At 67.8% G+C, this 26,115-nt stretch carries 23 protein-coding genes; 11 read left to right on the forward strand and 12 right to left on the reverse strand.

Going from position 1 to position 26,115, the window contains the following annotated elements:
- The first annotated feature begins 28 nt into the window (after positions 1-28).
- Positions 29-370, forward strand: a complete 342-nt coding sequence (locus BM249_RS17560; RefSeq protein WP_091974484.1) for a hypothetical protein — start codon at positions 29-31, stop codon at positions 368-370.
- A gap of 73 nt (positions 371-443) precedes the next feature.
- Here BM249_RS17560 and BM249_RS17565 read toward each other — a convergent pair whose 3' ends face one another.
- On the reverse strand, positions 444-971 hold the full coding sequence (locus BM249_RS17565; protein WP_091974418.1) for a CreA family protein: 528 nt from the start codon (positions 969-971) through the stop codon (positions 444-446).
- A gap of 139 nt (positions 972-1,110) precedes the next feature.
- Here BM249_RS17565 and BM249_RS17570 point away from each other — a divergent pair, with 139 nt between their 5' ends.
- Entirely contained in the window at positions 1,111-2,151 is a 1,041-nt protein-coding gene (locus BM249_RS17570) for a DUF2865 domain-containing protein (RefSeq protein WP_091974419.1), read from the forward strand.
- A 169-nt stretch (positions 2,152-2,320) separates the two neighbouring features.
- Here BM249_RS17570 and BM249_RS22235 read toward each other — a convergent pair whose 3' ends face one another.
- Entirely contained in the window at positions 2,321-3,490 is a 1,170-nt protein-coding gene (locus BM249_RS22235) for a hypothetical protein (RefSeq protein ID WP_425284847.1), read from the reverse strand.
- Here BM249_RS22235 and BM249_RS22240 point away from each other — a divergent pair.
- Complete coding sequence (locus tag BM249_RS22240; protein ID WP_425284848.1) at positions 3,458-4,282, forward strand: OmpA family protein; 825 nt, start codon at positions 3,458-3,460, stop codon at positions 4,280-4,282. The genes BM249_RS22235 and BM249_RS22240 overlap by 33 nt on opposite strands.
- 170 nt (positions 4,283-4,452) lie before the next feature.
- On the forward strand, positions 4,453-5,667 hold the full coding sequence (locus tag BM249_RS17580; RefSeq protein WP_091974423.1) for an MFS transporter: 1,215 nt from the start codon (positions 4,453-4,455) through the stop codon (positions 5,665-5,667).
- A 25-nt stretch (positions 5,668-5,692) separates the two neighbouring features.
- Here BM249_RS17580 and lpdA read toward each other — a convergent pair whose 3' ends face one another.
- From lpdA to gloB, 8 genes are all read right to left on the reverse strand, one after another.
- Positions 5,693-7,093 (reverse strand): dihydrolipoyl dehydrogenase, encoded by a 1,401-nt coding sequence (lpdA, locus tag BM249_RS17585; RefSeq protein ID WP_091974425.1) that lies wholly within the window; start codon positions 7,091-7,093, stop codon positions 5,693-5,695.
- A gap of 113 nt (positions 7,094-7,206) precedes the next feature.
- The gene (gene odhB / locus BM249_RS17590; RefSeq protein ID WP_091974427.1) at positions 7,207-8,490 is read right to left on the reverse strand and encodes a 2-oxoglutarate dehydrogenase complex dihydrolipoyllysine-residue succinyltransferase; all 1,284 of its coding nucleotides are present in this window, start codon (positions 8,488-8,490) and stop codon (positions 7,207-7,209) included.
- 76 nt (positions 8,491-8,566) lie between these two features.
- Positions 8,567-11,539, reverse strand: coding sequence for a 2-oxoglutarate dehydrogenase E1 component (locus tag BM249_RS17595; RefSeq protein WP_091974486.1), 2,973 nt, complete (start codon positions 11,537-11,539; stop codon positions 8,567-8,569).
- Between the two features lie 180 nt (positions 11,540-11,719).
- The gene (gene sucD / locus BM249_RS17600) at positions 11,720-12,604 is read right to left on the reverse strand and encodes a succinate--CoA ligase subunit alpha (RefSeq protein ID WP_091974430.1); all 885 of its coding nucleotides are present in this window, start codon (positions 12,602-12,604) and stop codon (positions 11,720-11,722) included.
- Positions 12,605-12,612: 8 nt separating this feature from the next.
- A complete protein-coding gene (gene sucC / locus BM249_RS17605; protein ID WP_091974432.1) occupies positions 12,613-13,809 on the reverse strand; it encodes an ADP-forming succinate--CoA ligase subunit beta in 1,197 nt (398 codons plus the stop codon).
- Between the two features lie 100 nt (positions 13,810-13,909).
- Entirely contained in the window at positions 13,910-14,872 is a 963-nt protein-coding gene (gene mdh, locus BM249_RS17610; protein WP_091974434.1) for a malate dehydrogenase, read from the reverse strand.
- Between the two features lie 315 nt (positions 14,873-15,187).
- Positions 15,188-15,850, reverse strand: a complete 663-nt coding sequence (locus tag BM249_RS17615; protein ID WP_425284849.1) for a TetR family transcriptional regulator — start codon at positions 15,848-15,850, stop codon at positions 15,188-15,190.
- Between the two features lie 202 nt (positions 15,851-16,052).
- Positions 16,053-16,832 (reverse strand): hydroxyacylglutathione hydrolase, encoded by a 780-nt coding sequence (gloB, locus tag BM249_RS17620; RefSeq protein ID WP_091974438.1) that lies wholly within the window; start codon positions 16,830-16,832, stop codon positions 16,053-16,055.
- A 169-nt stretch (positions 16,833-17,001) separates the two neighbouring features.
- Between gloB and BM249_RS17625 the strand changes: the two genes are divergently transcribed.
- From BM249_RS17625 to BM249_RS17650, 6 genes are all read left to right on the forward strand, one after another.
- Positions 17,002-17,736, forward strand: coding sequence for a methyltransferase domain-containing protein (locus tag BM249_RS17625; RefSeq protein ID WP_091974440.1), 735 nt, complete (start codon positions 17,002-17,004; stop codon positions 17,734-17,736).
- A 4-nt stretch (positions 17,737-17,740) separates the two neighbouring features.
- Entirely contained in the window at positions 17,741-18,424 is a 684-nt protein-coding gene (locus tag BM249_RS17630; protein ID WP_091974441.1) for a MarC family protein, read from the forward strand.
- Positions 18,425-18,500: 76 nt separating this feature from the next.
- Positions 18,501-19,298 (forward strand): 4-hydroxy-tetrahydrodipicolinate reductase, encoded by a 798-nt coding sequence (gene dapB / locus BM249_RS17635; RefSeq protein WP_091974443.1) that lies wholly within the window; start codon positions 18,501-18,503, stop codon positions 19,296-19,298.
- A gap of 104 nt (positions 19,299-19,402) precedes the next feature.
- The gene (locus tag BM249_RS17640; protein ID WP_091974445.1) at positions 19,403-20,041 is read left to right on the forward strand and encodes a 2,3-bisphosphoglycerate-dependent phosphoglycerate mutase; all 639 of its coding nucleotides are present in this window, start codon (positions 19,403-19,405) and stop codon (positions 20,039-20,041) included.
- 1 nt (position 20,042) lies between these two features.
- On the forward strand, positions 20,043-20,711 hold the full coding sequence (locus BM249_RS17645) for an alpha-ketoglutarate-dependent dioxygenase AlkB (protein WP_091974447.1): 669 nt from the start codon (positions 20,043-20,045) through the stop codon (positions 20,709-20,711).
- Between the two features lie 99 nt (positions 20,712-20,810).
- A complete protein-coding gene (locus BM249_RS17650) occupies positions 20,811-21,770 on the forward strand; it encodes a hypothetical protein (protein WP_091974449.1) in 960 nt (319 codons plus the stop codon).
- 79 nt (positions 21,771-21,849) lie between these two features.
- Here BM249_RS17650 and grpE read toward each other — a convergent pair whose 3' ends face one another.
- Positions 21,850-22,431, reverse strand: coding sequence for a nucleotide exchange factor GrpE (grpE, locus tag BM249_RS17655; protein ID WP_091974451.1), 582 nt, complete (start codon positions 22,429-22,431; stop codon positions 21,850-21,852).
- Between the two features lie 103 nt (positions 22,432-22,534).
- The gene (locus BM249_RS17660) at positions 22,535-25,324 is read right to left on the reverse strand and encodes a [protein-PII] uridylyltransferase (protein ID WP_091974453.1); all 2,790 of its coding nucleotides are present in this window, start codon (positions 25,322-25,324) and stop codon (positions 22,535-22,537) included.
- A gap of 157 nt (positions 25,325-25,481) precedes the next feature.
- On the opposite strand from BM249_RS17660, the gene BM249_RS17665 reads away from it, so the two are divergent.
- Positions 25,482-25,991, forward strand: a complete 510-nt coding sequence (locus tag BM249_RS17665; protein WP_091974455.1) for an OsmC family protein — start codon at positions 25,482-25,484, stop codon at positions 25,989-25,991.
- The last annotated feature ends 124 nt before the right edge of the window (positions 25,992-26,115 follow it).

Raw genomic sequence — 26,115 nt, forward strand, 5'->3', positions numbered from 1 at the left:
ATCAAATCCCGCCATCGAGGTTCTGCCCATGCGCCGCCCGGCCGCCGAAATCGGCGCTCTCCTCGCCCTTGCCCTATTTTCCTCCGCCGCCCTCGCGGGCGGCGACGGCGAAACTCCGGCCCGCGCGACTCCGCAGGTCGAAAAGACCTTCCTGATCCCGGCTGGCGAAGGCTACGGCGTCGGAGACTGCCTGAGCAACGGCGAAAGCAGCTGTGGCCAAGTGGTGGCCAATGCCTGGTGCGAAGCCCAAGGCTTCGCGTCCGCCAGTTCCTTCGGCACGGCTGCGCAGGACGAGTACACCGGCGCGATTCCCGCGGCACCGGTGATCAAGCAGGCCGAACGGCCAATTCGCATCACCTGTCAGGATTGAGCGTCAGCCGCACTCGCCTCGGAAAGCGACCGCCGGACGCCCGGTGCGGGATCGGTCGATGCGTTCGAGACCTTTATTTCTTCATGGCATCAGCGCATTTCGGCGGCGGCTCGGTGCCCCATGGCATCAGGGGCACCGCCGAGGTCGAATTCTTGGGCGAGCCCTGGATGACCTTGTCCGAATAAACCATGTAGATCAACGTATTACGCTTGGCATCACAGCCACGGACGATCTGCATCGATTTGAAGATCAGCGAGCGGCGCTCGCTGAACACCACTTCACCCTGGCCGAGCTTGTCCTTGAACTGAACGGGTCCGACCTGACGACAGGCCAGGGAAATATCCGAGACATCCTCGGCCAATCCCAAAGTGCCCTTGATGCCGCCCTTCTCGGGTTGAGTATACCAGCAGGCGACCCCGGCGACCGCGGGATCGTCGATGCCATAGACAACGAGCTTGTCGTTCGGTGTGAGGGGACGCCAGACCGTCGACTTATCGAAGATCCTGTCGGCCTCCTCGGCCTTGGCCGCCCCCCCTCCGGTAAACGATCCCGCGACGAGACCCGTCAGCATCACACCTGTGAGACCCCGAAGCCACATCATCCTGCATTCCCCCTCGAACTCGACGGGGCGCATGTAGGGAGGCTGTCGCCCATGGACGAGGGCGGGTACAAAAATGTGCTTTGCCGCCAGACCGGATCCCGGCCGACGCCGCGATTCTCCTCCCGTTTCAATCTGGGTCATGCCACTGATATTTCCGCAGATCCGCACGCTCGCTCGGGCATTCATCGCTCCCCTCGTCGCCTTCGGGACGATGGGCGCAGCGCAGGCGCAAGCCAGCGATGCCTGCCTGCGCTATCGGTCCGAGCTCGCCAATCTGGGCGACGGAGCCAGCACGGCCCGCGCCCTTCAGAACGAGATCGGCCGGCTGAATGCCTATTATCGGACCTTGAACTGCGAAGGCGGTCGGTTCCTATTCTTCGATTCCCGCCCCCCGCAATGCGGCGCCGTCGAGCAGCGGATTCGCGCGCTCAATGCCGGCTACGGCGCGGAGAACGGGGAGGTCACGGCGGCACGCCGTCGGCAACTCACCGCCGCCGTGGCCGCGGCCTGCACCGATGCGGCGAGCAAGGTCGCGCTGCGCGCCCTCGACGGCTCGCCGCAGGAGCAACGGGCCCGTGGGGGGTCTCAAGTGATTTGTGTCCGCACCTGCGACGGTGCGTATTTCCCGATGGCCAACCTGCCCGACGGCCGCGAGGGGGCGGACGAACTCTGCCAAGCGCTTTGCCCCGGCGCGGAGGCCGCCGCCTATTCGATGCCACACGGTGACGAGGCGCTGAAGCATGCCGCAGCCCTCAAGGGATCGAAGGCGTACGTCTCCCTCGCCAATGCGTTCAAGTTCCGGACCACCTTCATGCCGAACTGTTCGTGCAAGCGCGAGGGGCAGAGCTGGGCGCAGTCCCTGGTGAAGGCGGAAAGCATGCTGGTGCGCCACAAGGGCGATATCTTCGTCACCCCCATGCAGGCTGAGGCCCTATCGCGCCCGAAGGTTCGATTGACCCTCGTCGGACGAGCAGACAAGACGGCCGCCGGCTTGGCGGCCGATGCGGCCACCCGCACGGGCCTCGTGACCAACGAAGCCGGCACCATTGCAGAACCTGCCGCCGGCACCACCGTGCCGCCGACCCTGCACGCATCCCCGAATGAAGAACGTCAGCCGGTTCGGGTCATCGCACCGAACCTGTTCTCGGCACAGGTCCAGCCCCGCACCACCCGTCCCTGAACACCGGATCGTGTCTCGGCGACGCATCGGATTTGCCGGAGGCGGGAACCATCCGGCCATAAGTCAGTTCCGAAGGCCTCGTCCACGACTCTGAGTGCCATCCATGCGGCCATTCCGCCTGCTCCTTCTCACCGGCACCATGCTGCCGGCCCTGGTTCTGTCCGATCCATCATGGGCGCATCCAGAGGACAGGGCAGGTGACGTCATGCGCTTGGCCCAGGCCGGTCCGGGTGGTGAAGGTCCTCGTGGAGGCGGCCCCGGTGGTGAAGGCCCCCGCAACGGCCCCCCGGCCGTGCGTGAACGCCCCGAAGCGAGACCCGAGCGGCCCGAGCCCAGGCAAGAGCGGCCCGAGCCTAGACAAGAGCGGCCGGAACCGAGGCAGGAGCGCCCTGCCCCCCGTCAGGAACGACCTGAGCCAAGACAAGATCGACCCGAGCCGCGGCAAGAGCGCGAGCGGCCGCCCGTTCGCGAACAGCGCCCCGATGCCCGCGAAGACCGTGGTCCGGCGGAGCGCCCGACGCCGCGTCAGGAACGTCCGGATCGTCAGGAGCGACCCGATCGCCAAGAGCGGCCCGAGCGTCAGGAGCGGCCTGATCGCCAAGAGCGGCTCGAGCGTCAGGAGCGACCTCAGGCCCCGCAGCGAGATCCAGCCGAGCGGCAAGCCCCGCCTCCGGCACGGGATCGCGCGATCGAGCCCGCGCAGGGGCAGCCGGGCGGGCCCAATCGTCGTGCGCCCAGTTCGGACGCCGATCGCCCGACGCCACCGGAACAGGGCCGTCGCAGTCCGGATGCGGCTCCGAGTCCGGCCGACCGGAAAGCTCCTCCGACCCCGTCCCCCTCGACTCCACCCGCACCGCCGACGGCCGCCGAACCGCGGACGCCAGATCCTGCCCAACCCGCTGCCCCCGCTCAGCCTGTCGCTCCCAACGCTCGCCCCGGTGTCCCCGGTCGCCCGTTCGTTCCACCGGGTGCGGACAATCGCGACGAACCACAGGCCGGACGGTCCGACAGGCGCGGACCGCCGGACGGGCTCGATCCGCGTGAGGATCGCGATCCGGGGCTGCGTGATGGGAGACGGCGCGACGGCGACCTGCGGGACGACGACCGCCGCGAGGATCGCGAACGCCGGGACGCATTTGAGCGCGGCGGTCAGCGCGATGGATTCAACGCCCCGGGACGGCCCGGCTACATCCCCGGCGGTTTCCGAGACGACGACGACGTCCGCGATTTCGACCGCGTCCGCCGCGACCGTCGCGAATTCCGGGAGGATGGCCGGACCTACATCCGCGAACCCGGCCGCATCATCGTGCGCGACCGTGACACCTACTTCATCCGCCATGACGAGAACGAGCGGTTCCGCGATCTCGGACGCGGCGGCTATCGCAGCGAGCGCCGGGGGGGCGATACCATCACGTACCTCGATCGACCGGGCGGCGAGCAAATCGTCACCATCGTCGACGACGACGGTCGCCTCGTGCGGCGCTCGCGCCGCTTCCGCGACGGTCGCGAGGTGGTGATCATCGACAACAGCTTCGGCGGCCCGCGCCGGCCGATCTACGAAGACGTGGTCGATCTGCCCCCACCCGACATCCGCATTCCGCGGGATCGTTACGTGGTGGATTACGAGGGGGCCGACGAGCGCGCGGTCTACGAAGCCCTATCGGCCCCGCCGGTGGTGGCCGTGGATCGGCGCTACACCCTCGATCAGGTGCGGTACAGCCCGCAGCTCCGTGCCCGGATGCGCAGCGTCGACATCAATACCATCACGTTCGAAACCGGATCGTTCACGGTAACGCCGGATCAGGCGGCTCGCCTCGCCACCATCGCGGCGGCGATGAACCAGGCGATCCGGGCTAATCCGCAGGAGGTTTTCCTCATCGAAGGCTACACCGACGCGGTCGGCTCCGATGTCGACAACCTCTCCCTGTCGGATCGGCGGGCCCAATCCGTTGCCACGGTGCTCACCCAGTCCTTCAAGGTGCCGCCGGAGAACCTGACGACGCAGGGCTACGGGGAGCAGTATCTGAAGGTGAACACCCAAGGGCCGTCGCGTGAGAACCGGCGAGTCACGGTGCGCCGTATCACGCCCCTCATCCAGCAGCAGGGGCAAGCCGCTCCGCCTCCCCGGTAAGCGATGGGTGGCCCGCCTTTGGGCCGCCCCTCCCCTCGCCCCGATGCCGTCACGGATGTCTCGGCTCGATGCCCGGACGATTTCCTCTCTTCCGGGGCGAGTTCCGTAGCCAGCTCCCTCCGGGGCGTCCGCTCGCGCGGCAATCGACCGGACCCACCAAAGGAAACGGCATGGACAAGGCATCGCCCCGGTTGATCGAAGCCGGGACGCCGGCCTTCCGCCGCACCACCCTGGCCCTCGCGGCGGCGGGCTTCTCGACCTTCGCGGTGCTCTACGGGGTGCAGCCGTTGCTCCCAGTGTTCGCCGACGAGTTTCATGTCTCGCCGGCGGAAAGCAGCCTTGCCCTCTCGCTTCCCTGTGCGATGCTGGCCCTCGCCCTGCTGGTGGTGAGCCCGCTCTCGGAAGTTTGGGGGCGTCGGCCGGTGATGGTGGCGTCGCTGTTCGCGTCGGCCGCCCTCACCCTCGTGGCGGTTCTGATTCCGAGTTGGCACGGCTTCCTCGCCCTGCGGGCCCTCACGGGTCTCGCCGCGAGCGGCCTGCCGGCCGTAGCCATGGCCTATCTCAGCGAAGAGATGCACGGGCGCGCCATCGGCCTGTCCATGGGCCTACTCATCGGCGGTAATGCCCTGGGCGGCATGATCGGACGGCTGATCGCCGGCATCATCGCCGATCACGCCTCCTGGCGTTGGGGCCTCGGCACGATCGGGGTGCTGGCCCTCGGCGCGGCAGTGGCCTTCCTCCTAAGCTTGCCGGAGTCGCAACGCTTCAGCCCTAACCGGATGCGCTGGAGCGATGTGCCCGGCACCTTCGGCCAGCACTTTCGCGATCCCGGACTGCCCTGGCTGTTCGCCGAAGCGTTCTTGCTCATGGGCGGCTTCGTCAGCGTCTACAACTATATCGGCTTTCGCCTCCTCGATCCGCCATTCGATCTCAGCCAGACGGCCATCGGGGCGATCTTCGTCATTTACCTATTCGGGACTTTTTCCTCGGCCCTGACGGGTGAGATCGCGAGCCGCCTGGGGCGGCGCCGGGTGCTCTGGCTGGCGATCCTTCTGGGGCTCGCCGGCATCACCATGACCCTGTCCGACAGGCTCTGGCTCATCATCCTCGGCATCGTCGTGGTGACTGTGAGCTTCTTCGGCGCCCATTCCGTCGCCAGCAGCTGGATCGGCCGCCGGGCCTTACGCGACCGCGCCCAGGCTTCGTCGGTGTATCTCTGCCTGTACTATCTGGGCTCCTCGGTGCTCGGGACGGCGGGCGGATGGTTCTTCGCCCATTCGGGCTGGACGGGCGTCGCGGCGTTCTTCGCCTGCCTGTACGGGCTCGCGCTCATCATCGCGCTGCGCCTGTCGCGCCTTCCGCCCCTGGTGCCGGCGGAATCCTGATGGGCGGGCGCGCCCGCCCCTTCGATCAGATGTGAATGGCGCGCTTGGCCACAGCCAGGGCGGCCTCCTTGACGGCTTCCGTCAGGGTCGGGTGGGCGTGGCAGGTGCGGGCCACGTCCTCGGCGGAAGCCCCGAACTCCATGGCCACCGCCACCTCCGCGATGAGATTGCCCGCGTCGGCGCCGACGATGTGCACGCCGAGCACCCGGTCGGTGGTCGCATCCGCCAGGATCTTCACGAAGCCGTCGGTGGTGTGGTTGACCTTGGCGCGACCGTTGGCGGTGAAGGGGAATTTCCCGGAATTGTAGGCGATCCCATCCTTCTTCAACTCCTCTTCGGTCTTTCCGACAGAAGCGACCTCTGGATAGGTGTAGACCACGTTCGGAATCACCCCGTAATTCACGTGGCCCGACTGACCGGCCAGGAGTTCGGCGACCGCGACTCCCTCGTCCTCAGCCTTGTGGGCGAGCATCGGCCCAGCGATGACGTCGCCGATGGCGTAGATACCGGTGACATTGGTGGCGTAGTGGCTGTCCGTCTGGATGCGGCCCTTGTTGTCGAGGCCGACGCCTACGGTCTCCAGTCCGAGGCCCTCAGTGTAGGGCACGCGGCCAATGGCGACGAGCACCACATCAGCCTGCAGGGTCTCGGCCGCGCCCCCGGCAGAGGGCTCCACCGTGACGGCGGCCGCCCCGTTCTCGACGGTGACGCCCGTGACCTTCGACGAGAGCTTGAACTGGATTCCCTGCTTGCCGAGGATGCGCTGGAACTGCTTGCCCACCTCGCCATCCATGCCCGGCAGGATGCGATCGAGATACTCGATCACGGTCACCTCGGCGCCGAGGCGGCGCCAGACCGAGCCGAGTTCGAGGCCGATGACGCCGGCGCCGATGACGAGGAGCTTGCCCGGCACCTTCTCAAGGGTGAGCGCGCCCGTGGAGGACACCACGATCTTTTCGTCGATGGTGACGCCGGGAAGCGGGGTGACGTCCGAACCCGTGGCGATGACGACGTTCTTCGTCTCCAGCAGCTGGTTGCCGCCATCCTCCGACAGCACCTCGACACGACCGGCTCCGGCGAGGCGCGCGGTACCCCGATAGGCGTCGATGCCGTTTTTCTTGAGCAGGAACTCGACGCCCTTGGTGTTGCCGTCGACGCCGTCCTGCTTGAACGTCATCATCTTCGTCAAATCGAGTTCGGGCGCGCTCACGATCACGCCCATGTCGGCGAAGTGCTTGCCCGCCTCCTCGAAAGCTTCGGAGGCGTGTAGCAAGGCCTTCGAGGGGATGCAGCCGACGTTGAGGCAGGTGCCTCCATGGGTCGCCCGCTTCTCCACCACGGCGGTCTTGAGGCCGAGCTGAGCCGCCCGGATGGCGCAGACATAGCCGCCGGGGCCGGTGCCGATGACGACGAGATCGTAGGACATGAAATTCTGACTCGCTGAATTGGGCGGCGGGTCATGCCCCACCATCGGATACGAAGCGCGCGGAAGCGTCCGGCCGCGCGTCCAGGCGGCCGGCGGACGGCAGCTGCCGGGCCTTAGAGGTCGAGCACGAGGCGTGCCGGATCCTCCAGCGCCTCCTTGACCCGCACGAGGAAGGTCACGGCCTCCTTCCCGTCGACGATGCGGTGGTCGTAGGACAGGGCCAGATACATCATCGGCCGCGCCTCGATCTTGCCGTTCCGCACAACCGGACGCTCCTCGATGCGATGCATGCCGAGGATGCCCGATTGCGGCGCGTTGAGGATCGGCGTCGACATCAGCGACCCGTAGATGCCGCCATTGGTGATGGTGAAGGTGCCGCCCTGCATCTCTTCGATAGAGAGCTTGCCGTCGCGGGCCTTCTTGCCGAAGCCGGCGATTTTCTTCTCGATGCCGGCGATGGACAGGTCGTCGGCGTCGCGCACCACCGGCACCACGAGGCCCTTATCGGTGCCGACGGCGATGCCGATGTGGTAGTAGTTCTTGTAGACGAGATCCTGCCCGTCGATCTCGGCATTGACCGCCGGCACGTCCTTGAGGGCGCCGATCACCGCCTTGGTGAAGAAACCCATGAAGCCGAGCTTGGTGCCGTGCTTCTTCTCGAAGATGTCCTTGTACTGGCTGCGCATGGCCATGACGGCGGACATGTCGACGTCGTTGAATGTCGTCAGCATCGCGGCCGTATCCTGCGCGTCCTTGAGACGGCGGGCGATGGTTTGGCGCAGCTTCGTCATGCGCACGCGCTCTTCGCGCGCCGCATCGTCGGGCTTCGAGGGTGCGCGCGGCGCGGCGGGCTTGGCGTCCCGGGCGGGCGCCGGGGTCGGGGCGGACGGCCCCTTCGCCTTGGCCTCGAGCATGTCCCCCTTGGTGACGCGGCCGTCCTTGCCCGAGCCATTCAGGGTCGCGGGATCGATTCCGGATTCGCGGGCGATCTTACCCACGGCCGGGCCGTGGTCGCCGGAGTCACGGGACTGCGCCGGTGCGCCGTCGCCGTGGTTGCCGTAACCGGCGGAAGACTCCTTCGCCGGCGCGGTCTCGGCCTGCTTGGTTTCGGCAGCCGGAGCCTCCGCCTTCTTCGGCGCGGCCGCTTTCGCGTCACCGCTCGCCTCGACGATGGAGCCGAGGAGAGCACCGGGCTCCACGGTCTCCCCGTCCTTGACCAGGATTTCGCCGAGTTCGCCCGCGGCCGGTGCGTTGACCTCGAGGGTGACCTTGTCGGTCTCGAGCTCGACCAGGGGCTCGTCGGCCGCCACCGCATCGCCGGGCTTCTTGAACCAGCGGCCGATGGTGGCCTCGCTCACGGATTCGCCGAGCGTCGGGACGAGGATGTCGGTTGCCATGATCAGTGTCCGTCCGGGAGTTTCGCGGCGCCGGTCACGGGCGCGCTCGGGTTCGGGAAGCGCTGGGCGCCGGGCGTCAGATCGCCAGCGCCTCATTGAGGAAGGCCTGGAGCTGGGCCTGATGCTTGGATAGGAGGCCGACCGCCGTGGAGGCCGAGGCCGGCCGACCCACGTAGCGGGCGCGCTTGACGGAGGACTGGGCCTGGCCGAGCACCCATTCGAGATAAGGCTCAACGAACGACCAGGGGCCCATGTTCTTGGGCTCTTCCTGGCACCAGACCACCTCGGCATTGCGGAAGCGCGCCATCTCGCCGGCCAGGGCCTTGAGGGGGAACGGATACAGCTGCTCGACGCGCATGATGTAGACGTCGTTGATCCCGCGCTTCTCGCGCTCGTCGTAGAGGTCGTAATAGACTTTGCCCGAGCATAGGACGACGCGACGGATCTTGTCGTCCTTGGCGAGCTTGGTGGCATCGTCCTCACGCTCGGCGTCGTCCCACAACACGCGGTGGAAGCTCGATCCCTCCGCCATCATGTCGATGGTGGAAACCGCCCGCTTGTGACGCAGAAGCGACTTCGGCGTCATCAGAACCAGCGGCTTGCGGAACTCGCGATTGAGCTGGCGCCGCAGGATGTGGAAGTAATTCGACGGCGTAGTGCAATTGGCGACCTGCATGTTGTCTTCGGCGCACATCTGCAGGAAGCGCTCCAGGCGGGCCGAGGAATGCTCCGGCCCCTGGCCTTCGTAGCCGTGCGGCAGCAGCAGGGTCAGGCCGGACATGCGCAGCCACTTGCGCTCACCCGACGAGATGAACTGATCGATGACCACCTGGGCGCCGTTGGCGAAATCACCGAACTGCGCCTCCCACAGCACGAGGGCGTTGGGCTCGGCCAGGGAATAGCCGTACTCGAAGCCGAGCACCGCCTCTTCGGAGAGCATCGAATTGATGACTTCGAGGCTCGCCTGACCTTCACGGATGGAGTTGAGCGACGTGTAACGCTGCTCGTTCTCCTGATCGATCACCACGGCGTGGCGCTGGGAGAAGGTGCCGCGCTCGACATCCTGACCCGAGAGGCGGACCCGGTGCCCCTCCAGCAGGAGCGAACCGAAGGCGAGGGCCTCGGCCGTCGCCCAGTCGATGCCCTCGCCGCTTTCCACCGCCTTGGCGCGGTTGTCGAAGAAGCGCTGGATCGTGCGATGGAGGTGGAAACCGGGCGGGGGCGTGGTGATGCGCTGGGCGATCTCGCGCAGGATCTCCGTCGGAACGCCGGTCTTGCCCCGGCGCGGATCGTCCACATCCTCGCGCACGGCCTTGAAGCCGGACCACCGCCCGTCGAGCCAATCGGCCTTGTTGGCTTTGTAGGTGTTGGCGACATCGAGCTCACCGTCGAGAATACCGCGGAACTCGGCCTTGCGGGCGTCGAGCTGCTCCTGGCTCACGACGCCTTCGGCGACGAGTTTCTTGCCGTAGGTTTCGAGCGCCGTCGGATGCTTGCGGATGCGCTGGTACATCTTCGGCTGGGTGAAGGCCGGCTCGTCGCCCTCGTTATGGCCGAAGCGGCGATAGCACAGCATGTCGATGACGACGGGCTTGCCGAATTTCTGCCGGTACTCGATGGCGATCTTGGCCGCGAAGGTCACGGATTCGGGGTCGTCGCCGTTGCAATGGAAGATCGGGGCTTCCACCATCTTGGCGACGTCGGACGGATAGGGCGAGGACCGTGAGAAACGCGGATCGGTGGTGAAGCCGATCTGGTTGTTGATGATGAAGTGGATCGACCCGCCGGTGCGATGCCCCTTCAAGCCCGACAGGCCGAGGCATTCGGCGACCACACCCTGGCCCGCGAAGGCGGCGTCGCCGTGGATGAGGAGCGGCACGACGCTGGTGCGGTGAACATGCGGGTTGGCGCGCTGGTCCTGCTTGGCCCGCACCTTTCCGAGCACCACCGGATCGACGATCTCGAGGTGGGACGGGTTGGCGGTGAGCGAGAGGTGGACGTTATTCCCGTCGAAGGTGCGGTCCGAGGACGCGCCGAGGTGGTACTTTACGTCGCCCGAGCCCTCGACTTCGGCCGGGTTGGCCGAGCCGCCCTTGAACTCGTTGAAGATCGCCCGGAAGGGCTTGGCCATCACGTTGGAGAGCACGTTCAGACGGCCGCGATGGGCCATGCCCACCACGATCTCCTTAGCGCCGAGGGCGCCGCCACGCTTGATGATCTGTTCGAGGGCCGGAATCATCGATTCGGAGCCGTCGAGGCCGAATCGCTTGGTGCCGGTGTACTTGAGGTCGAGGAACTTCTCGAAGCCCTCCGCTTCGATGAGCTTGTTGAGGATCGCGCGCTTGCCCTCGGGGGTGAACTGGATTTCCTTACCCTTGCCCTCGATGCGCTCCTGAATCCATGCCTTCTCCTCCGGGTTGGAGATGTGCATGAACTCGACGCCGAGCGTCTGGCAGTAGGTGCGCTCCAAGATCTCGACGATCTCTCGGATGGTCGAGAATTCGAGTCCGAGCACGTTGTCGAGGAAGATCGGACGGTCCCAATCCCGCTCCTCGAAGCCGTAATGCTGCGGGTGCAGTTCCTCGTGGTCGCCGCGCGGGGCGAGACCGAGGGGATCGAGGCGGGCATGGAGGTGGCCGCGCATGCGGTAGGCGCGGATCAGCATGATCGCGCGCACGGAATCCTTGGTCGCCTGCTCCACCGAGATGCCCGGCGCGGAGGCGACGACGACACCCTTGGCGGGGGCCGTCGCGGTGTCCGACTTGGCGCGGATCTTCTCGCCGACTGCCTTCTCGACGGTTGCCCAGTTGCCGTCCAGCGCCGAGACGATCTCGCCGTTGGCGGGGATCGGCCAGTTCGGACGCCGCCACGACGCGCCGGCGGCGTTCTTCTCGGCCGCGCCCTTGTCCTCGTTCAAGGAGCGGAAGAAATCCTGCCATTCGGGATCGACGGAATTCGGATCGCGGGCATGGGCCGCCTGTAGCTCCTCGATGTAGGCGGCGTTGCCGCCGTAGAGGAACGAGGTTTCGAGCGCGTCGTGGCGTGCCATCGTCCGGATCATCCTACCGCTTGGCTCAAGGCCGCCCCATGCGGGGCGATCGTCGTCCGATCCGGCACAGGATGTCGGCTCGGATTCGGAGAGACGGACGCGGCAAACCCGCGTCCATCGGATTTCATATGGGCGCCCAAGGCTGAATGCGGCGCAACACAGCCCCGCGCCTCAGTTGCCTCAGCCCTTCAGGACTTCGACGAGGGTGCTGCCGAGGCGGGCCGGCGAGGGCGAGACCCGGATGCCGGCCGCTTCCATGGCGGCGATCTTGTCCTCGGCTCCGCCCTTGCCGCCCGAGATGATGGCGCCGGCATGGCCCATGCGACGCCCCGGAGGGGCCGTGCGGCCGGCGATGAAGCCGACCATGGGCTTCTTGCGCCCACGCTTGGCCTCGTCGGCGAGGAACTGCGCGGCTTCTTCTTCCGCCGAACCGCCGATCTCGCCGATCATCACGATGGACTCGGTCTTGTCGTCGGCGAGGAACAGTTCGAGCATGGAGATGAACTCCGTGCCCTTCACCGGATCGCCGCCGATGCCGACCGCCGTGGTCTGGCCGAGCCCCGCATTGGTGGTCTGGAACACGGCTTCATAGGTAAGCGTGCCCGAGCGCGAGACGATGCCGACGGAGCCCGACTTGAAAATGTTGGCCGGCATGATGCCGATCTTGCATTCGCCCGCCGTGACGACGCCGGGGCAGTTCGGCCCGATGAGGCGGGACTTCGAACCTTCCAGGGCGCGCTTCACCCGCACCATGTCGAGGACCGGAATGCCCTCGGTGATGCAGACGATGAGGGGCACTTCCGCCGCGATCGCCTCGCAGATGGCATCGGCGGCGCCCGGCGGCGGCACGTAGACCACGGAGGCGTCGGCGCCCGTGGCTTCGCGCGCTTCGGCCACCGTGTCGAAGACCGGCAGGTTGAGGTGCTTCGAGCCGCCTTTGCCCGGGGAGGTGCCGCCGACCATCTTGGTGCCGTAGGCGATGGCCTGCTCGGAGTGGAAGGTCCCGTTCTTGCCGGTGAAGCCCTGGCAGATGACCTTGGTGTTCGCGTCGATCAGGATGGACATCGGTTCTCTCAGCCCTTCTTCACGGCGGCGACGATTTTTTGTGCGGCGTCGTCGAGATCGTCCGCCGGGATCACGTTCAGGCCGGAAGTCCGGATGATCTCCTTGCCCTTCTCGACGTTGGTGCCTTCCAGACGCACCACCAGGGGAACTTCGAGGCCCACCGCCTTCACCGCCGCGATCACGCCGTTGGCGATGACATCGCACTTCATGATCCCGCCGAAGATATTGACGAGAATGCCCTTCACCTGCGGATCGGCGGTGATGATCTTGAATGCCGCCGTGACCTTCTCTTCCGAAGCGCCGCCGCCGACATCGAGGAAGTTCGCCGGCTCCTCGCCGTAGAGCTTGATGATGTCGAGGGTCGCCATGGCGAGGCCGGCACCGTTGACCATGCAGCCGATGGTACCGTCCAGCGCGATGTAGGCGAGATCGTACTTGGAGGCCTCGATTTCCTTGGCGTCCTCCTCGGTCTCGTCGCGCAAAGCCACGATGTCGGGGTGGCGGTAGAGGGCGTTCGAGTCGAACGAGATCTTGGCGTCGAGGCACTTGAGGTGACCGTCGCCCGTGAGCACCAGGGGGTTGATCTCCAGCATGCTCATGTCCTTGGCGGTGAACGCCGCGTAGAGCTTGGTGGTCAGATCACCGGCTTCCTTGGCCTGCGGGCCGGTGAGGCCGAGCGCCTTGGCGACGGCGCGGCCGTGATGGGGCATGATGCCGGTGGCCGGATCGACGGAGAAGGTGACGATCTTTTCCGGGGTGTCGTGGGCGACCTGCTCGATGTCCATGCCGCCCTCCGTCGATACGACGAAGGCGACCTGTCCGGTCTCGCGATCCACCAGCATGGAGAGGTAGAACTCGGCCTCGATCTGAGCGCCTTCCTCGATGTAGAGGCGGTTCACCTGCTTCCCGGCTTCCCCCGTCTGGATCGTCACCAGGGTCTGGCCCAGCATCTCGCCGGCGAACTGCTTCACCTCGTCGAGGGACTTGGTGACGCGCACGCCGCCCTTGGCGCCGGCCGGAGCCCCCTTGAAGGTGCCCTTGCCGCGTCCGCCGGCATGAATCTGCGATTTGACCACCCAGACCGGGCCACCGAGCTCACGGGCGGCGGCTTCGGCTTCCTCGGCCTTGAAGATCGCGACGCCGCGCGAAACCGGCAGTCCGAACTCCTTGAGAACCGCCTTGGCCTGATATTCGTGGATGTTCATGCCAAACTTCCTCCCTCGTCCCGGCCGTGCCGGGCCTTCCGGTTTCGTCTCGCTCCGCTTGAGCCGGCCGCCTGAGCGGCCGGCTGCGAAGTCTTGGGTTTTAGGCGAGGGCCGGGTTGATGCCCTTGCAGGCTTCGATGAGGCCCTTCACGGCCCCGACCGACTTCTCGAACATCGCCTTCTCATCGTCGTTGAACGTCACCTCGAGGATGCGCTCGACGCCGTTCGCCCCGATGACGATGGGCACACCGACATACATGCCGTCGACGCCGTACTCACCGTTGAGGTAGGCGGCGCAGGGCAGCACCCGGCGCTTGTCGCGCAGGTAGCTCTCGGCCATGGCGATGGCGGAGGCGGCGGGCGCGTAGAAGGCCGAGCCGGTCTTGAGCAGATTGACGATCTCGCCGCCGCCCTTGCGGGTGCGCTCGACCATGGCGTCGAGCTTCTCCTGCGTGGTCCAGCCGAGCTTGACCAGATCGGTCAGGGGCACGCCGGCCACGGTGGAGTAGCGCACCAGCGGCACCATGTCGTCGCCGTGGCCGCCGAGCACGAAGGCGGTGACATCCTCCACCGAGACCTTGAACTCGTCGGCGAGGAAGTGGCGGAACCGGGCCGAGTCGAGCACGCCGGCCATGCCCACGACCTTGTTGGTCGGCAATCCCGAGAACTTCTGGAGCGCCCACACCATGGCGTCGAGGGGGTTGGTGATGCAGATCACGAAGGCGTCGGGCGCATGCTGCTTGATGCCGTTGCCGACCGCCTCCATCACCTTAAGATTGATCCCGATGAGGTCGTCGCGGCTCATGCCAGGCTTGCGCGGCACGCCCGCCGTGACGATCACCACATCGGCCCCGGCGATGCCGGCATAGTCGCTGGCGCCGGAATAGGCGGCGTCGAATCCGTCGACGGGGGCCGATTCGGCGATGTCGAGGGCCTTACCCTGGGGAACGCCGTCGACGATGTCGAACAGGACGACGTCGCCGAGCTCCTTCAGCCCGGCCAGATGCGCGAGGGTTCCACCGATCTGTCCGGCGCCGATGAGGGCGATCTTGCTGCGTGCCATGGGTAAAACGAGCCTCCGGTGATCTAGGTGGATGCGCGGTGTTCCGCCCGTATGACGAGCTCAGGTCCGCATCGGCCGGGCCGCACCGCCACGCCTTCGTTCGGGTTGTGTGCGTCGCGGCGGTGTGTGGCGGAAAAGGCCCAGGGCTTCAACCGATGTCCCATCGGCTTTGCAGGGTTCGGGCCAAGTCGCCGACATGTCCTTCATCCAGACCCTTCGAGAAAGCTGAGATCCAGGAGCGACTTAGGCGACAGCACCGTGAAACGAAGCCCCACGATTCCCGCGGTGACACCGCAAAAGTTCTGTCACTTGCCCCTAGAGAGTGCCCGTCCGCAGCACCCGCTGAATGGCCAGAATCACCGCGCCGAGTCGGGCCTCGATGAGATCCGTCGGCAGGTCTGCATCGTGCTGGATCGCGAGGGGATGGGTGAAGCGATAGCTGGCGTCGAAGATGTAGGCGATGGCCCGCTCCCGATCCCGCGCCACGAAGGCTCCCGTCGCCATGCCTTCCTCGACCACGCGCTCGACGAGACCGCGAAGCCGCACCCTGTGACGCCGAGCGATGGGCCGGGCGCCCACGGCGGCGTCGAGATGGACGGAGAACAGGTTCGGCTCGTTGGCGAGGGTCGCGCGCTGCGCCGAGGCCAGGGCGGTCAGCAGGCGTTCGATCTTGTCGTCGGCAGGGTCGGGAGCGTCGGCGATGCGGGCGAGCTCCGCCTCGACATCGCGCAACCAGCGACCGGCCACGGCATCGAGCAGCGCATCCTTGGACGGGAAGTAGCGATAGACGTTGGCGTGGGTCATGCCGGCCTCCGCCGCCACGGCCACCACCGTCACGCGTTTCGGTCCGAGCCGGCGCAGATGCTCGGTCGCCACGGCAAGGAGGCGGGCATCGACGGCCAGGGGCGCGGCGCGCGCCGCGGCGCGGCTGGCGGGCGAGCGATCCGAGGAGGACTTCCGAGGTACGTCGTCCAGGATGTTGGCCTCAGAAGCGTCACCGACGGCAGGGCCGTTCCTGAATACGAAGGGCGGGCCGGAAGGCTGCATCGTTCGGGAATACCCGCCGTGGTTCGAGGGGACGTGAAGTCCTCGCACAATCGCCAGCGCCGAGGACCACGACGTATACGTCAGGGAGGCGCCGTGTCTCGCATCTGCGAAACGCTGCCCGCCCTTTAACGGGTCAGAACTTATTCTTCCAGGCCCTCAGGGCAGTAAATACGCGTTCGGGCTCGGTTCCGGGTGCGAGATCCACGGATCTGGCCAGGCTCGGTTCGGCCGCCCTTACGAACGGATTCGTCGCCCGCTCCTCACCCAGGGTTGTGGGAACGAGGAAACGGCCCTCGGCCTTCGCCCGTTCCGCTTCTTCCATCCGCGCCACCAACCGCGCATTGTCGGGTTCGGCCGCCCGCGCGAACCGCGCGTTGGAGAGCACGTAATCGTGCCCGCTATAGACTTCCGTTTCGTCGGGCAGGCCCTCGAACCGGGCGAGCGAGCGCCACAGCACAGCCGGCTCGGCCTCCATCACCCGGCCGCAGCCGAGGGTAAACAGGGTATCGCCGGCAAAGATCAGGCGAGGGCCCTCGAACCAGTAGGTGACGTGATCGGCGCAATGCCCCGGCGTCTCCCAGACGACCGCCGTGAGGGAGCCGACCCGGACCATGTCGCCCTCGGAGACGGCGACATCGACCGCCGGAATGGCCGAGCCGGCCTTGGCCGGGGCCGTCACCTTGGCGCCCGTGCGCCGCTTCACCTCGACGATCCCGTCGATGTGATCGGCATGCCGATGGGTCACCAGAATATCGGTGAGGGTCCATCCGGTTTCGTCCAGGGCCGCGAGGACGGGGCCGGCCTCGGGGACGTCGATGGCCGCGCAGGCGCCCGTCGCCGGGTCGCGCAGGAGCACGCCGATGTTGTCGCTGCGGCACAGGAAGGTCCGGATGTCCGGTCGGGAAGCGGTCATGAACTGATCCTCGGTCTCGAGCGGGGAACCGTAGCCGCCGCGCCCGGGTTCCGGCGGGCGAGGGAATCGCGGGGCGCGGGGTTGCCGCCGCCCCCCGCGCCCCCCATTGATGCCTGCATAAGCCTCCCCGCCCCACGAACAAGCAGACCGGCCGCGCCGGACCTCCGCCATGCGCCTCGACGTGACCGACCTGCGCGCCTTTTATGCCAGCCCGCTCGGCGGGGTGACGCATCGCATCGTCGGCCGGGCGATCCATGCCTTCTTGGGCTCCGTATCGGGCCTGCGGGTCCTGGGCCTCGGCTACGCCACCCCCTATCTCGGCCCCGTCCACGTGATCGCCGAACGGACCCTGGTCTTCATGCCGGCGACCCAGGGCGTCGTGAACTGGCCCGGGAGCGGGCGCTCCTGCTCGGCGCTGGCCGACCCGACCATGATGCCCCTGCCGGAAGCCGCCGTGGACCGGGTGATCCTTGTCCACGCCCTCGAATCCGTCGAGAGTCCCACGGAGCTCCTCCAGGATGTCTGGCGGGTGCTGACGCCGGGGGGGCGGATGATCCTCGTGGTGCCCAACCGCCGGGGCGTGTGGGCGCGGCGCGACGCGACGCCCTTCGGCCACGGCCAGCCCTACAGCCGCTCCCAGCTCGCCCGCCTCATGCGCACCACGCAATTTTCGCCCGAAGGATGGGCCGAGGCCCTGTACATGCCTCCGGTACGGAGCCGGGTGTGGCTGCAGACAGCCGGCGCCTGGGAGCGCCTCGGGACCGGCCTGTCCCTACCGTTCGCCGGTCTGCACGTGGTGGACGCGACGAAGCAGCTCTATCGGCCCGTCACCGTCCAGCGGATCCGGCGGGCGACCCGCCTCGCCCCGGCCCGCGTTCTGGTGCCAGCCCCCTCCCCCGGTTGAACCCATGCTGTCCGCCTTCTCCCCGGAGACCGCCCTTCAGAGCTTCGTCCTCGCACTGTCGAGCCTGTTCTCCATCGTGAACCCCATCGGGTCGGCCCTGATCTTCGCCCAAGTCACGGCGCACAACTCCCATGCCCAACGGGTGGAACTGTCGAAGCGCATCGGGTTCTACGCGGCGCTGATCATGCTCTCGGCCCTGTGGGCGGGGGCACCGATCCTCAACTTCTTCGGTGTTTCCCTGGCGGCCCTGCGCATCGCCGGGGGGCTCGTGGTGGCAGCCTCGGCCTGGACGCTGCTGACGGTGCCCGAGGCCCGCGAGGCGCGCAAGCAGGCCGAAGCTCAGGGCGGCCTTCCCGAAAATCTAGCCGAGATCGCGTTCTTTCCCCTCACCCTGCCATTCACCACCGGCCCCGGCACCATCGCGGTGGCCATCGCGCTCGGCTCAAACCGCCCGGAGGCGAGCCCCGACCGCGTCGGCTTCTATGTCGGCATGTCGCTCGCGGCTCTCGCCATCGCCGTCATGGTGCGCTTCGCCTACGGCTCGGCCGACCGGGTGGTGACACTCATCGGTCCCGTGGGCGCGCGGGTGCTCGGGCGCCTCTTCGCCTTCCTGCTTCTCTGCGTCGGAACGCAGATCACCGTGAACGGCGTCACCGATGTGTTGACGCCGCTGCTGCCGCCGCGCTGAACCGGGCCAGGCGTCGCCTTGGCAGGGTTGCCCCGAGGCTGTACCGCAGGATCCAAATAAGTTGGAAGGACACGGGATGCGGCTCGTGGTGGTCGGCGCCGGTGGGCGCATGGGGCGGATGCTGATCCGCGCGGTGGCGGAGACGGAGGGCTGCACCCTCTCGGGTGCCATCGAACGCGAGGGCGCGCCTGTACTCGGGCAGGATGCCGGCGTGCTCGCCGGCCTCGCGCCGCTCGGGGTCGCCGTCACCGACGATCCGCTGCCGGTCTTCGCCGCCGCCGAAGGTGTCCTCGACTTCACGACGCCGGCCGCCACAACCTTCTTCGCCGAACTCGCCGCCCAGGCCCGCATCGTCCACGTGGTCGGCACCACGGGCATGGACGAGGCCGATCTCGCCAAGCTCGCGGCCGCCGCCCACCATGCCCGCATCGTGCGCTCGGGCAACATGTCGCTCGGCGTCAACCTCCTGGCCGGCCTCGTGCGCAAGGTGTCGGCGGCCCTGGGCGAAGACTTCGACATCGAGATCGTCGAGATGCATCACCGCATGAAGGTCGATGCCCCTTCGGGCACGGCCCTCCTCCTCGGTGAGGCAGCGGCGGAAGGACGCGGCGTCGCCCTCTCCGACACCCGGGTCTCGACCCGCGACGGGCATACGGGCGCGCGCCGGCCCGGCGATATCGGCTTTGCCACCCTGCGGGGCGGCACGGTGGTGGGCGACCACAGCGTCGTCTTCGCCGGGGCGGGCGAACGTCTGACCCTCAGCCACCACGCCGAGGACCGGGGTATCTTCGCCCGCGGTGCCGTGCGTGCAGCGCAATGGGCGTTCGACCGGCCGCCGGGACTCTATAGCATGGCCGACGTGCTCGGGCTCTGATAAGGGCCTGCGGTCATTGCACGTTCAGTTTCGGACGCGCACACCCTCAGCCGGCTCAGCCCCTTGCTGCGCTGCACCAAATCAGAGTCAGGGATCGATTCGCGATGGAGCGCCTGCTTGTTCTCGCTCGCCACGGCCAGAGCGAATGGAACCTCAAGAAACTGTTCACGGGCTGGCGCGATCCGGAACTGACGGACCTCGGCGTTTCGGAAGCTCGGACGGCGGGCCGCTGGCTCGGCCAGCAGGGACACCGGTTCGACGTGGCCTTCACCTCGAACCTGCGCCGCGCCCAGCGCACCTGCGCCCTGATCCTCGAAGAGATGGGCCAGTCCGACGTGGAGACGATCCGCGCCGAGGCCCTCAACGAACGCGATTACGGTGACCTGTCCGGCCTGAACAAGGACGATGCCCGCGAACGTTGGGGCGATGCCCAGGTTCACCAGTGGCGTCGCTCCTACGACGTTCCGCCCCCCGGCGGCGAAAGCCTGAAGGACACCGCCGCGCGGGTGCTGCCCTACTACATCCAGACGATCCTGCCCCGCGTCATGGCGGGCGAGCGCGTGCTGGTCGCCGCCCACGGCAATTCCCTGCGGGCCCTCGTGATGGTCCTCGACGGCCTGACGACGAAGACCATCGCCAGCCTCGAGATCGCCACCGGTATCCCGCTGGTCTACCAGCTCAAGGCCGACACCACGGTGGAGAGCAAGTCGGTGCTCGAGCGCGACATCGACCACGACGCGTAGCGTGATCGCCGCCGTCGAACTGGCGCCGGGGCTGATCCTGCACCCCGGCTACCTCGACGAAGCGGCCCGCCGGCACCTGGCGGCGGACCTCGCCCTCTGCCTCGCGGCGGCGGCGCCCTATCGGCCGCGGATGCCGCGCACCGACCATCCGTTCTCCGTGCGCATGACCAATTGCGGCGTTCTCGGCTGGGTCTCGGATAAAGCCGGCTACCGCTATCAGGCGCACCATCCCGAGACGGGTCTGCCCTGGCCGCCGATACCGGCCCTGGCCCTGAGCGCCTGGGAGGCGCTCGCCGGCTATCCGGCACCCCCCGAAGCCTGCCTCGTCAACCTCTACGCCGCCGACGCGCGCATGGGCCTGCATCAGGACCGCGACGAGGCGGCCCTCGACGCTCCCGTTCTCTCCCTGTCCCTCGGGGCATCGGCGGTGTTCCGCTACGGCGGCCGCAACCGGCGCGATCCGACGCGCTCGGTACGCCTACACGCCGGCGACGCCCTGATCATGGGCGGCCCGGCGCGCCTCGCCCATCACGGCATCGACCGTATCCTGCCTTCTCCGCCCGACCTTCTCGGCGCGCGCGAGCCCGCACCCGGCTTCCTGCCACCGGACGGGCGGTGCAACCTCACCCTGCGCCGCGTGACGCAGCCCGGCCGCCGGCCAACGGCTTGACACGGGCGGGGCGTGGGCCGACCCATCGGCAAGACCAGTCCGGCCAACGGACGATGGTCCATCCGGCGCGAGACCGGATCTAGACGGAGAAACAGCCCGATGCGTCTGCGTAGCCTCGCCCGTCCCGCCACCGCGCTGGCGCTGCTCCTCGGCCTGACGCAAGGGGTCTTCGCAGCCGATCCGATCTTCCCCGCCAGCTCCCGCTTCGGCTTCCAACCGCCGAGCGACATGGTCGCGTCGAAGCGCTTCTCCGGCTTCGAGCGGATCGAGGGCGGCGCCACGGTCTCGGTGGTCGAACTTCCGCCCAACGCCTTCGCCGAACTGGAGCAGAACTTCACCGACGCGAACCTGAAGCAGCAGGGCTTCGTCGTCACCAACCGGCAGGCGATCAAGGTGGCGGGCGACGTCGACGCCGTGCTGTTCACCGGCGAGCAGCCGGCGGCCGACCCGAGCACCGGACCGTCCGTCAAGAAATGGATGCTGCTGGTCGGCGACCCCACGGTGACGGGCATCATCATCGCGCAGGCTGCCCCGGAGGCCGAGACCGACGAGACCATGGTGAACATGCTCACGGGCGTCCATATCCGCCCCGAACTGACCCTGGACCAGCAGGTCGCCGCCCTGCCGTTCCGGATCGGCGACCCCGCCGGCTTCCGGCCCGTGCGGGTGCTCGCCGGCAATTCGGTGCTGCTGACGCAGGGCCCCAAGGATCAGATGACGGGCCTCGAACAGCCGATCCTCGTCCTGGCCCAGGCGATCCAGCCCCCGCCCCAGCCCGAGCAGCGCGAAGCCTTCGCGCGCACCGCCCTCGCCTCGAACCAGACGATGAAGGACTTCGTCGTCGAGCGGTCGCAAAGCTACCGCCAGAACGGCGTCGATTGGCACGAGATCGTGGCGCGGGCCACCGACACCCCGTCCGGTACGCCCGTGGTGGTCGCCCAGACCATCCGCTTCGCCCCCGACGGCTACCTGCGCGCCGTCGGCGTGGTGCGCGCCGACCAGCGCGACGGTGTCCTCGCCAAGTTCCGCGAGGTCGTGGACAGCGTCCAGCCGAAATAGTCTTCTGAAACGCCAGAGGGCGACGGCTCCCCTGGGAACCGCCGCCCTCCGGCAAGCAAGGACGCTTGGATCGGCCGGTTCAGGCCGCGTCGGCCGGGTTGGCGGCGGGCTTCGGGCCGCCCTTGGCGACGCCGACGAGGGCCGGACGCAGGGTCCGGTCGCCGATCACGTAGCCGGACTGCATCACCTGCACGACGGTGCCGGTCGGGACCTCCGCGTCGGGCACCTCGAACATCGCCTGATGGCGGTTCGGATCGAAACGCTGGCCCTTCGGCTCGATGATCTTGACGCCGTGGCGCTCCAGGGTCTTGCCGAGGTCGCGCTCGGTGAGCTCGATGCCGTCGATGAGCGCCTTGAACGCACCGGCGGCTCCAGCCCGCTCGGCCTCGGGCACGCTCTCCAGGGCGCGCCGGATGTTGTCGGCGGCGTTGAGCATGTCGCGGGCGAAGTTTGTAACGGCGTAGGTGCGGGCATCGGCGACCTCGCGCTCCGTGCGTCGGCGCAGGTTCTCCATCTCGGCGAGGGTCCGCAGGATACGGTCCTTGAGCTCGTCGCGCTCGGCCGCCACGGCAGCCAGCGTCCCGGCATCCGCAGCCCCTTCGGGCTTTGCGTCGGCCGGGGTGGTCTCGACCTTGGGGTCGTTCTCGATCTCGTTCGCCATCGTCACTTTTCGTCGGATCGGGGTTGCCGGGGATGGGCGCTGATATCAGGCGCGGGCGCCCTGAAATCAAGCGCGGGCGGGAACCGGGCGCCCGGCCGCCGTCTCACGCCTCGCGGGGCGGTGGCGATTCGAGCAGCGCGTCCAGCCCCTCGGCCCGCAGGGCGGCGACGTCGCTGGCGAACACCTCCATGACGGCGCTGCGGATCGCCGTCTGCCGATCGGGCTGCGTCACCCGCGTGCCCGTCAGGTCGGTGACGTAGAACACGTCCACGGCCCGCTCGCCGAAGGTCGCCACATGGGCCGAGGTGATGTTGAGGTTGAGGCGCCCCAGGGCCGAAGTCAGCTCGTAGAGCAGGCCCGGCCGGTCGAGGCCGGTGATCTCGATGACCGTCTCGCGGCTCGACAGGGCGTTGTCGATGGACATGTCGGGGGGCACGAGGAAGGTCGGCGTCCGCTTGTCCGGCGGATGACGGTCGGCCACGAGTTCGGCGATGCGGATCTCGCCGCGCAAGGCCCGCTCGATGGCGGTGGTGATGCGCTTGGCCCGGCGCAACTCGTCCTCGTCCCGCTCGAACGCCCGCGACAGCAGGATCGAATCGAGGGCGAAGCCGTCCGTGGTGGTGAAGATCTGCGCATCGACGATGTTGCCGCCAAGCGCCGCGCAGGCGCCGGTGACGATGGCGAGGAGGCGCGGATGGTCCGGTGAGTAGATCGTCAGTTCGGTAATGCCGCGCACGGGGTCGGTCTCGTCGGCCGTGGCGACGGTGCGCCCGTCTTCTATCAGGGCCTTCAGGAACCCCGCGTGCTTGAACTGGCGCGTGGCGTCGACCTTGAGCCAATAGGCCTGATTGTGGCGGGCCGCGTAGGCGTCGAAGGCGTCGGAGCCCCAATCGGCCAGCTGCTCGCGCAGGCTCATCTGGATCATGCGGACCCGGTCGGTGCGGGCGATCTCGGAATGTCCGCCGGAGAGCACCACCTCAGTCTCGTCGTAGAGGGTGCGCAGCAGGGTGCCCTTCCATGCCGTCCACACGCCCGGCCCCACGGCGCGGATATCCGCCACGGTGAGGATCATCAGGAGTTTCAGGCGCTCCAGGGTCTGCACGATCCCGGCGAACTTCTCGATGGTCTTGGGATCGGAGAGATCGCGGCTCTGGGCCGTCATCGACATGAGCAGGTGGTGCTCGACGAGCCAAGCCACCGTCTCGGTCTCGGCCGGGGTCAGGCCGAAGCGCGGCCCGAGCTTTTCGGCGATGGCCGCGCCCGCGATGGAATGGTCCTCCGGCCGGCCCTTGGCGATGTCATGCAGGAGCACGGCCACGAACAGGGCGCGGCGGTTCGAGATCGTGTCGATGAGCCGGGTCGCGAGCGGGTGCTCCTCCTCCGTCCGGCCGGACTCGATGGCCGTGAGCACCCCGATCGACCGCAGCAGGTGCTCGTCCACGGTGAAGTGGTGGTACATGTTGAACTGCATCATCGCGACGATGCGTCCGAAATCCGGAATGAACCGCCCGAGCACCCCGGCCTCGTTCATGAGGCGCAGGATCGTCTCCGGCGAGTTCTTGGACGTCAGGATGTCGAGGAACAGCCGATTGGCCTCCTCGTCGGCCCGCAGGGAGTGGCCGATGAGGCGCAGGCTCCGGTTGGCCAAGCGCGTCGCGTCGGGATGGATCGGCAGGTTGTGGCGGTCGGCGAGCCAGAACAGGCGGATGAGGTTCACGGGATCGTTCACGAACGCATCGCTGTTGCGCAGGTTGATCCGGCCGTGATCGTCCACGAAATCCTCCGCCTCGATGGCGGTGGCCCGGAAGCGATCGCGGAACCGTCCGATCCAGCGGTCGAGGACCGGCGTGCGCTTGGCGTGCCGTGCCTCGAGCGCCGCGCACACGATGGCGGTGAGGTCGCCGACATCCTTGGCGATGAGGAAATAGGCCTTCATGAAGCGCTCGACGCCGGACAGGCCGCCGCGCGGCTCGTAGCCGAACCGCTCGGCCACCTTGGGCTGTAGCCCGAACGACAGACGCTCCTCGGAGCGACCGGTGATGAAGTGCATGTGGCACCGCACCCGCCACAGCAGTTCCTCGCAGCGCTCGAACACCCGGTACTCCTCCGGCGTGAACAGGCCGGCGGGCACGAGTTCGCTCTGATCGCGGACCCGGTAGGTGTATTTCGCGATCCAGAACAGGGTGTTGAGATCGCGCAGCCCCCCCTTGCCGTCCTTGACGTTGGGTTCGACGAGGTAGCGCGAGGCGCCGGCCTTGTTCACGCGGGCATCGCGCTCGCGCAGCTTCGCTTCGACGAATTCCGGCGCCGTCCACATCACGAGTTCGGTATCGAACCGGGTGACCATCTCCTCGTAGAGCGCCCGGGTGCCGAACAGGTAGCGGGCCTCCAGCAGGGAAGTCCGGATGGTCATGTCGGCGCGGCCCTCGCGCAGGCACTCCTCCACGGACCGGGTGGCGTGGCCGACCTTCAGCTTCAGGTCCCACAGCACGTACAGCATCGCCTCGACGACGCTCTCGGACCACGCCGTCTGCTTGTAGGGCAGCAGGAACAGGAGATCGATGTCGGAGCCCGGCGCCATGGTGCCCCGGCCATAGCCGCCGGTGGCCACCACGGCGAGCTGCTCGCCCGTGGACGGGTTGTCGTTGGGATAGAGCCGCCAGACCACAGCATCGTGGATGGTGCGGATCACCGCGTCCGTGAGATCGCTCAGGCGACGGGCGCAGGCGAGACCGTCACGCTCTTCCAGGAGCCGCGCTTCGGCATCGGCGCGGCCGAGGTCCAACACGCGCCGCAATTCCGGGACGAGGGCCGCCCGCAGGCGCGTCGCCTCACGGGCGTCGCGGTCGAGCGTGTCCAGGACATCGGCGAGGGCGGCAGCGGCGTCGAACATGGTCAACCCCGTTAGCATGTTGGCGCAGCGGCGCCAGGGGCCTTGCGGAGGCCACTCGACGCGGCTCCGGCGCGGAACGGCTCCACCCGGTCTGGCCCGCATCGCCCGCATGCCCTAGTTTCGTCATCAACCATTTTGAAACCCGAGGGAAACGCCCATGGACTCATCCGCACTGCGCGCGCTCCAGGCCCCCCTGAAGGATCAATACCGCTCCGCTCCCGATTCGGCCTTCGTGACCCTCCGGGCCAAGGGCAGCCTCGACGACACCGCCATCGCCTGCAAGATCGAGACCGGGCGCGCCCTGGCGGTGGCCGGACTGCATCCGGCGACGGGTGGTTCCGGCGCCGAACTCTGCTCGGGCGACATGCTCCTCGAAGCCCTCGTCGCCTGCGCCGGCGTCACCGTGAAGGCGGTGGCGACGGCCCTGGAGATCGGGTTGCGCGCCGGCACCGTGAGCGCCGAGGGCGATCTCGATTTCCGCGGGACCCTCGGCGTCGACAAGGAAGCCCCCGTGGGCTTTCGCGCCATCCGCCTGTCCTTCGCCCTCGACACCGACGCCCCCCAGGAGAAGCTCGACCAGCTGCTCAAGCTGACGGAGCGCTACTGCGTGGTGTTCCAGACCCTGAACCACAAGCCAGACCTGTCGGTGTCGAGCACGCGAGGCTGACCCGCCGATGGGGCACTTCCCATGATCCAAGGATCACAGGAAATGCCCTATCCCGCTGATGAAGATCATCTTTTCTGAGCCTGACCGGCCATCACTTCGGCGGAAAATGCCGGAGCGGTCTGCG

It is taken from the genome of Methylobacterium gossipiicola (assembly GCF_900113485.1).
Lineage (GTDB): Bacteria > Pseudomonadota > Alphaproteobacteria > Rhizobiales > Beijerinckiaceae > Methylobacterium > Methylobacterium gossipiicola.

Bases quoted from the DNA above. Each gene is read 5' to 3' on its own strand.
- BM249_RS17560 (WP_091974484.1), top strand. From the start codon at position 29: ATGCGCCGCCCGGCCGCCGAAATCGGCGCTCTCCTCGCCCTTGCCCTA.
- BM249_RS17565 (WP_091974418.1), bottom strand. From the start codon at position 971: ATGATGTGGCTTCGGGGTCTCACAGGTGTGATGCTGACGGGTCTCGTC.
- BM249_RS17570 (WP_091974419.1), top strand. From the start codon at position 1,111: ATGCCACTGATATTTCCGCAGATCCGCACGCTCGCTCGGGCATTCATC.
- BM249_RS22235 (WP_425284847.1), bottom strand. From the start codon at position 3,490: ATGGCGGATGAAGTAGGTGTCACGGTCGCGCACGATGATGCGGCCGGG.
- BM249_RS17580 (WP_091974423.1), top strand. From the start codon at position 4,453: ATGGACAAGGCATCGCCCCGGTTGATCGAAGCCGGGACGCCGGCCTTC.
- lpdA (WP_091974425.1), bottom strand. From the start codon at position 7,093: ATGTCCTACGATCTCGTCGTCATCGGCACCGGCCCCGGCGGCTATGTC.
- odhB (WP_091974427.1), bottom strand. From the start codon at position 8,490: ATGGCAACCGACATCCTCGTCCCGACGCTCGGCGAATCCGTGAGCGAG.
- BM249_RS17595 (WP_091974486.1), bottom strand. From the start codon at position 11,539: ATGGCACGCCACGACGCGCTCGAAACCTCGTTCCTCTACGGCGGCAAC.
- sucD (WP_091974430.1), bottom strand. From the start codon at position 12,604: ATGTCCATCCTGATCGACGCGAACACCAAGGTCATCTGCCAGGGCTTC.
- sucC (WP_091974432.1), bottom strand. From the start codon at position 13,809: ATGAACATCCACGAATATCAGGCCAAGGCGGTTCTCAAGGAGTTCGGA.
- mdh (WP_091974434.1), bottom strand. From the start codon at position 14,872: ATGGCACGCAGCAAGATCGCCCTCATCGGCGCCGGACAGATCGGTGGA.
- gloB (WP_091974438.1), bottom strand. From the start codon at position 16,832: ATGACCGCTTCCCGACCGGACATCCGGACCTTCCTGTGCCGCAGCGAC.
- BM249_RS17625 (WP_091974440.1), top strand. From the start codon at position 17,002: ATGCGCCTCGACGTGACCGACCTGCGCGCCTTTTATGCCAGCCCGCTC.
- BM249_RS17630 (WP_091974441.1), top strand. From the start codon at position 17,741: ATGCTGTCCGCCTTCTCCCCGGAGACCGCCCTTCAGAGCTTCGTCCTC.
- dapB (WP_091974443.1), top strand. From the start codon at position 18,501: ATGCGGCTCGTGGTGGTCGGCGCCGGTGGGCGCATGGGGCGGATGCTG.
- BM249_RS17640 (WP_091974445.1), top strand. From the start codon at position 19,403: ATGGAGCGCCTGCTTGTTCTCGCTCGCCACGGCCAGAGCGAATGGAAC.
- BM249_RS17650 (WP_091974449.1), top strand. From the start codon at position 20,811: ATGCGTCTGCGTAGCCTCGCCCGTCCCGCCACCGCGCTGGCGCTGCTC.
- grpE (WP_091974451.1), bottom strand. From the start codon at position 22,431: ATGGCGAACGAGATCGAGAACGACCCCAAGGTCGAGACCACCCCGGCC.
- BM249_RS17660 (WP_091974453.1), bottom strand. From the start codon at position 25,324: ATGTTCGACGCCGCTGCCGCCCTCGCCGATGTCCTGGACACGCTCGAC.
- BM249_RS17665 (WP_091974455.1), top strand. From the start codon at position 25,482: ATGGACTCATCCGCACTGCGCGCGCTCCAGGCCCCCCTGAAGGATCAA.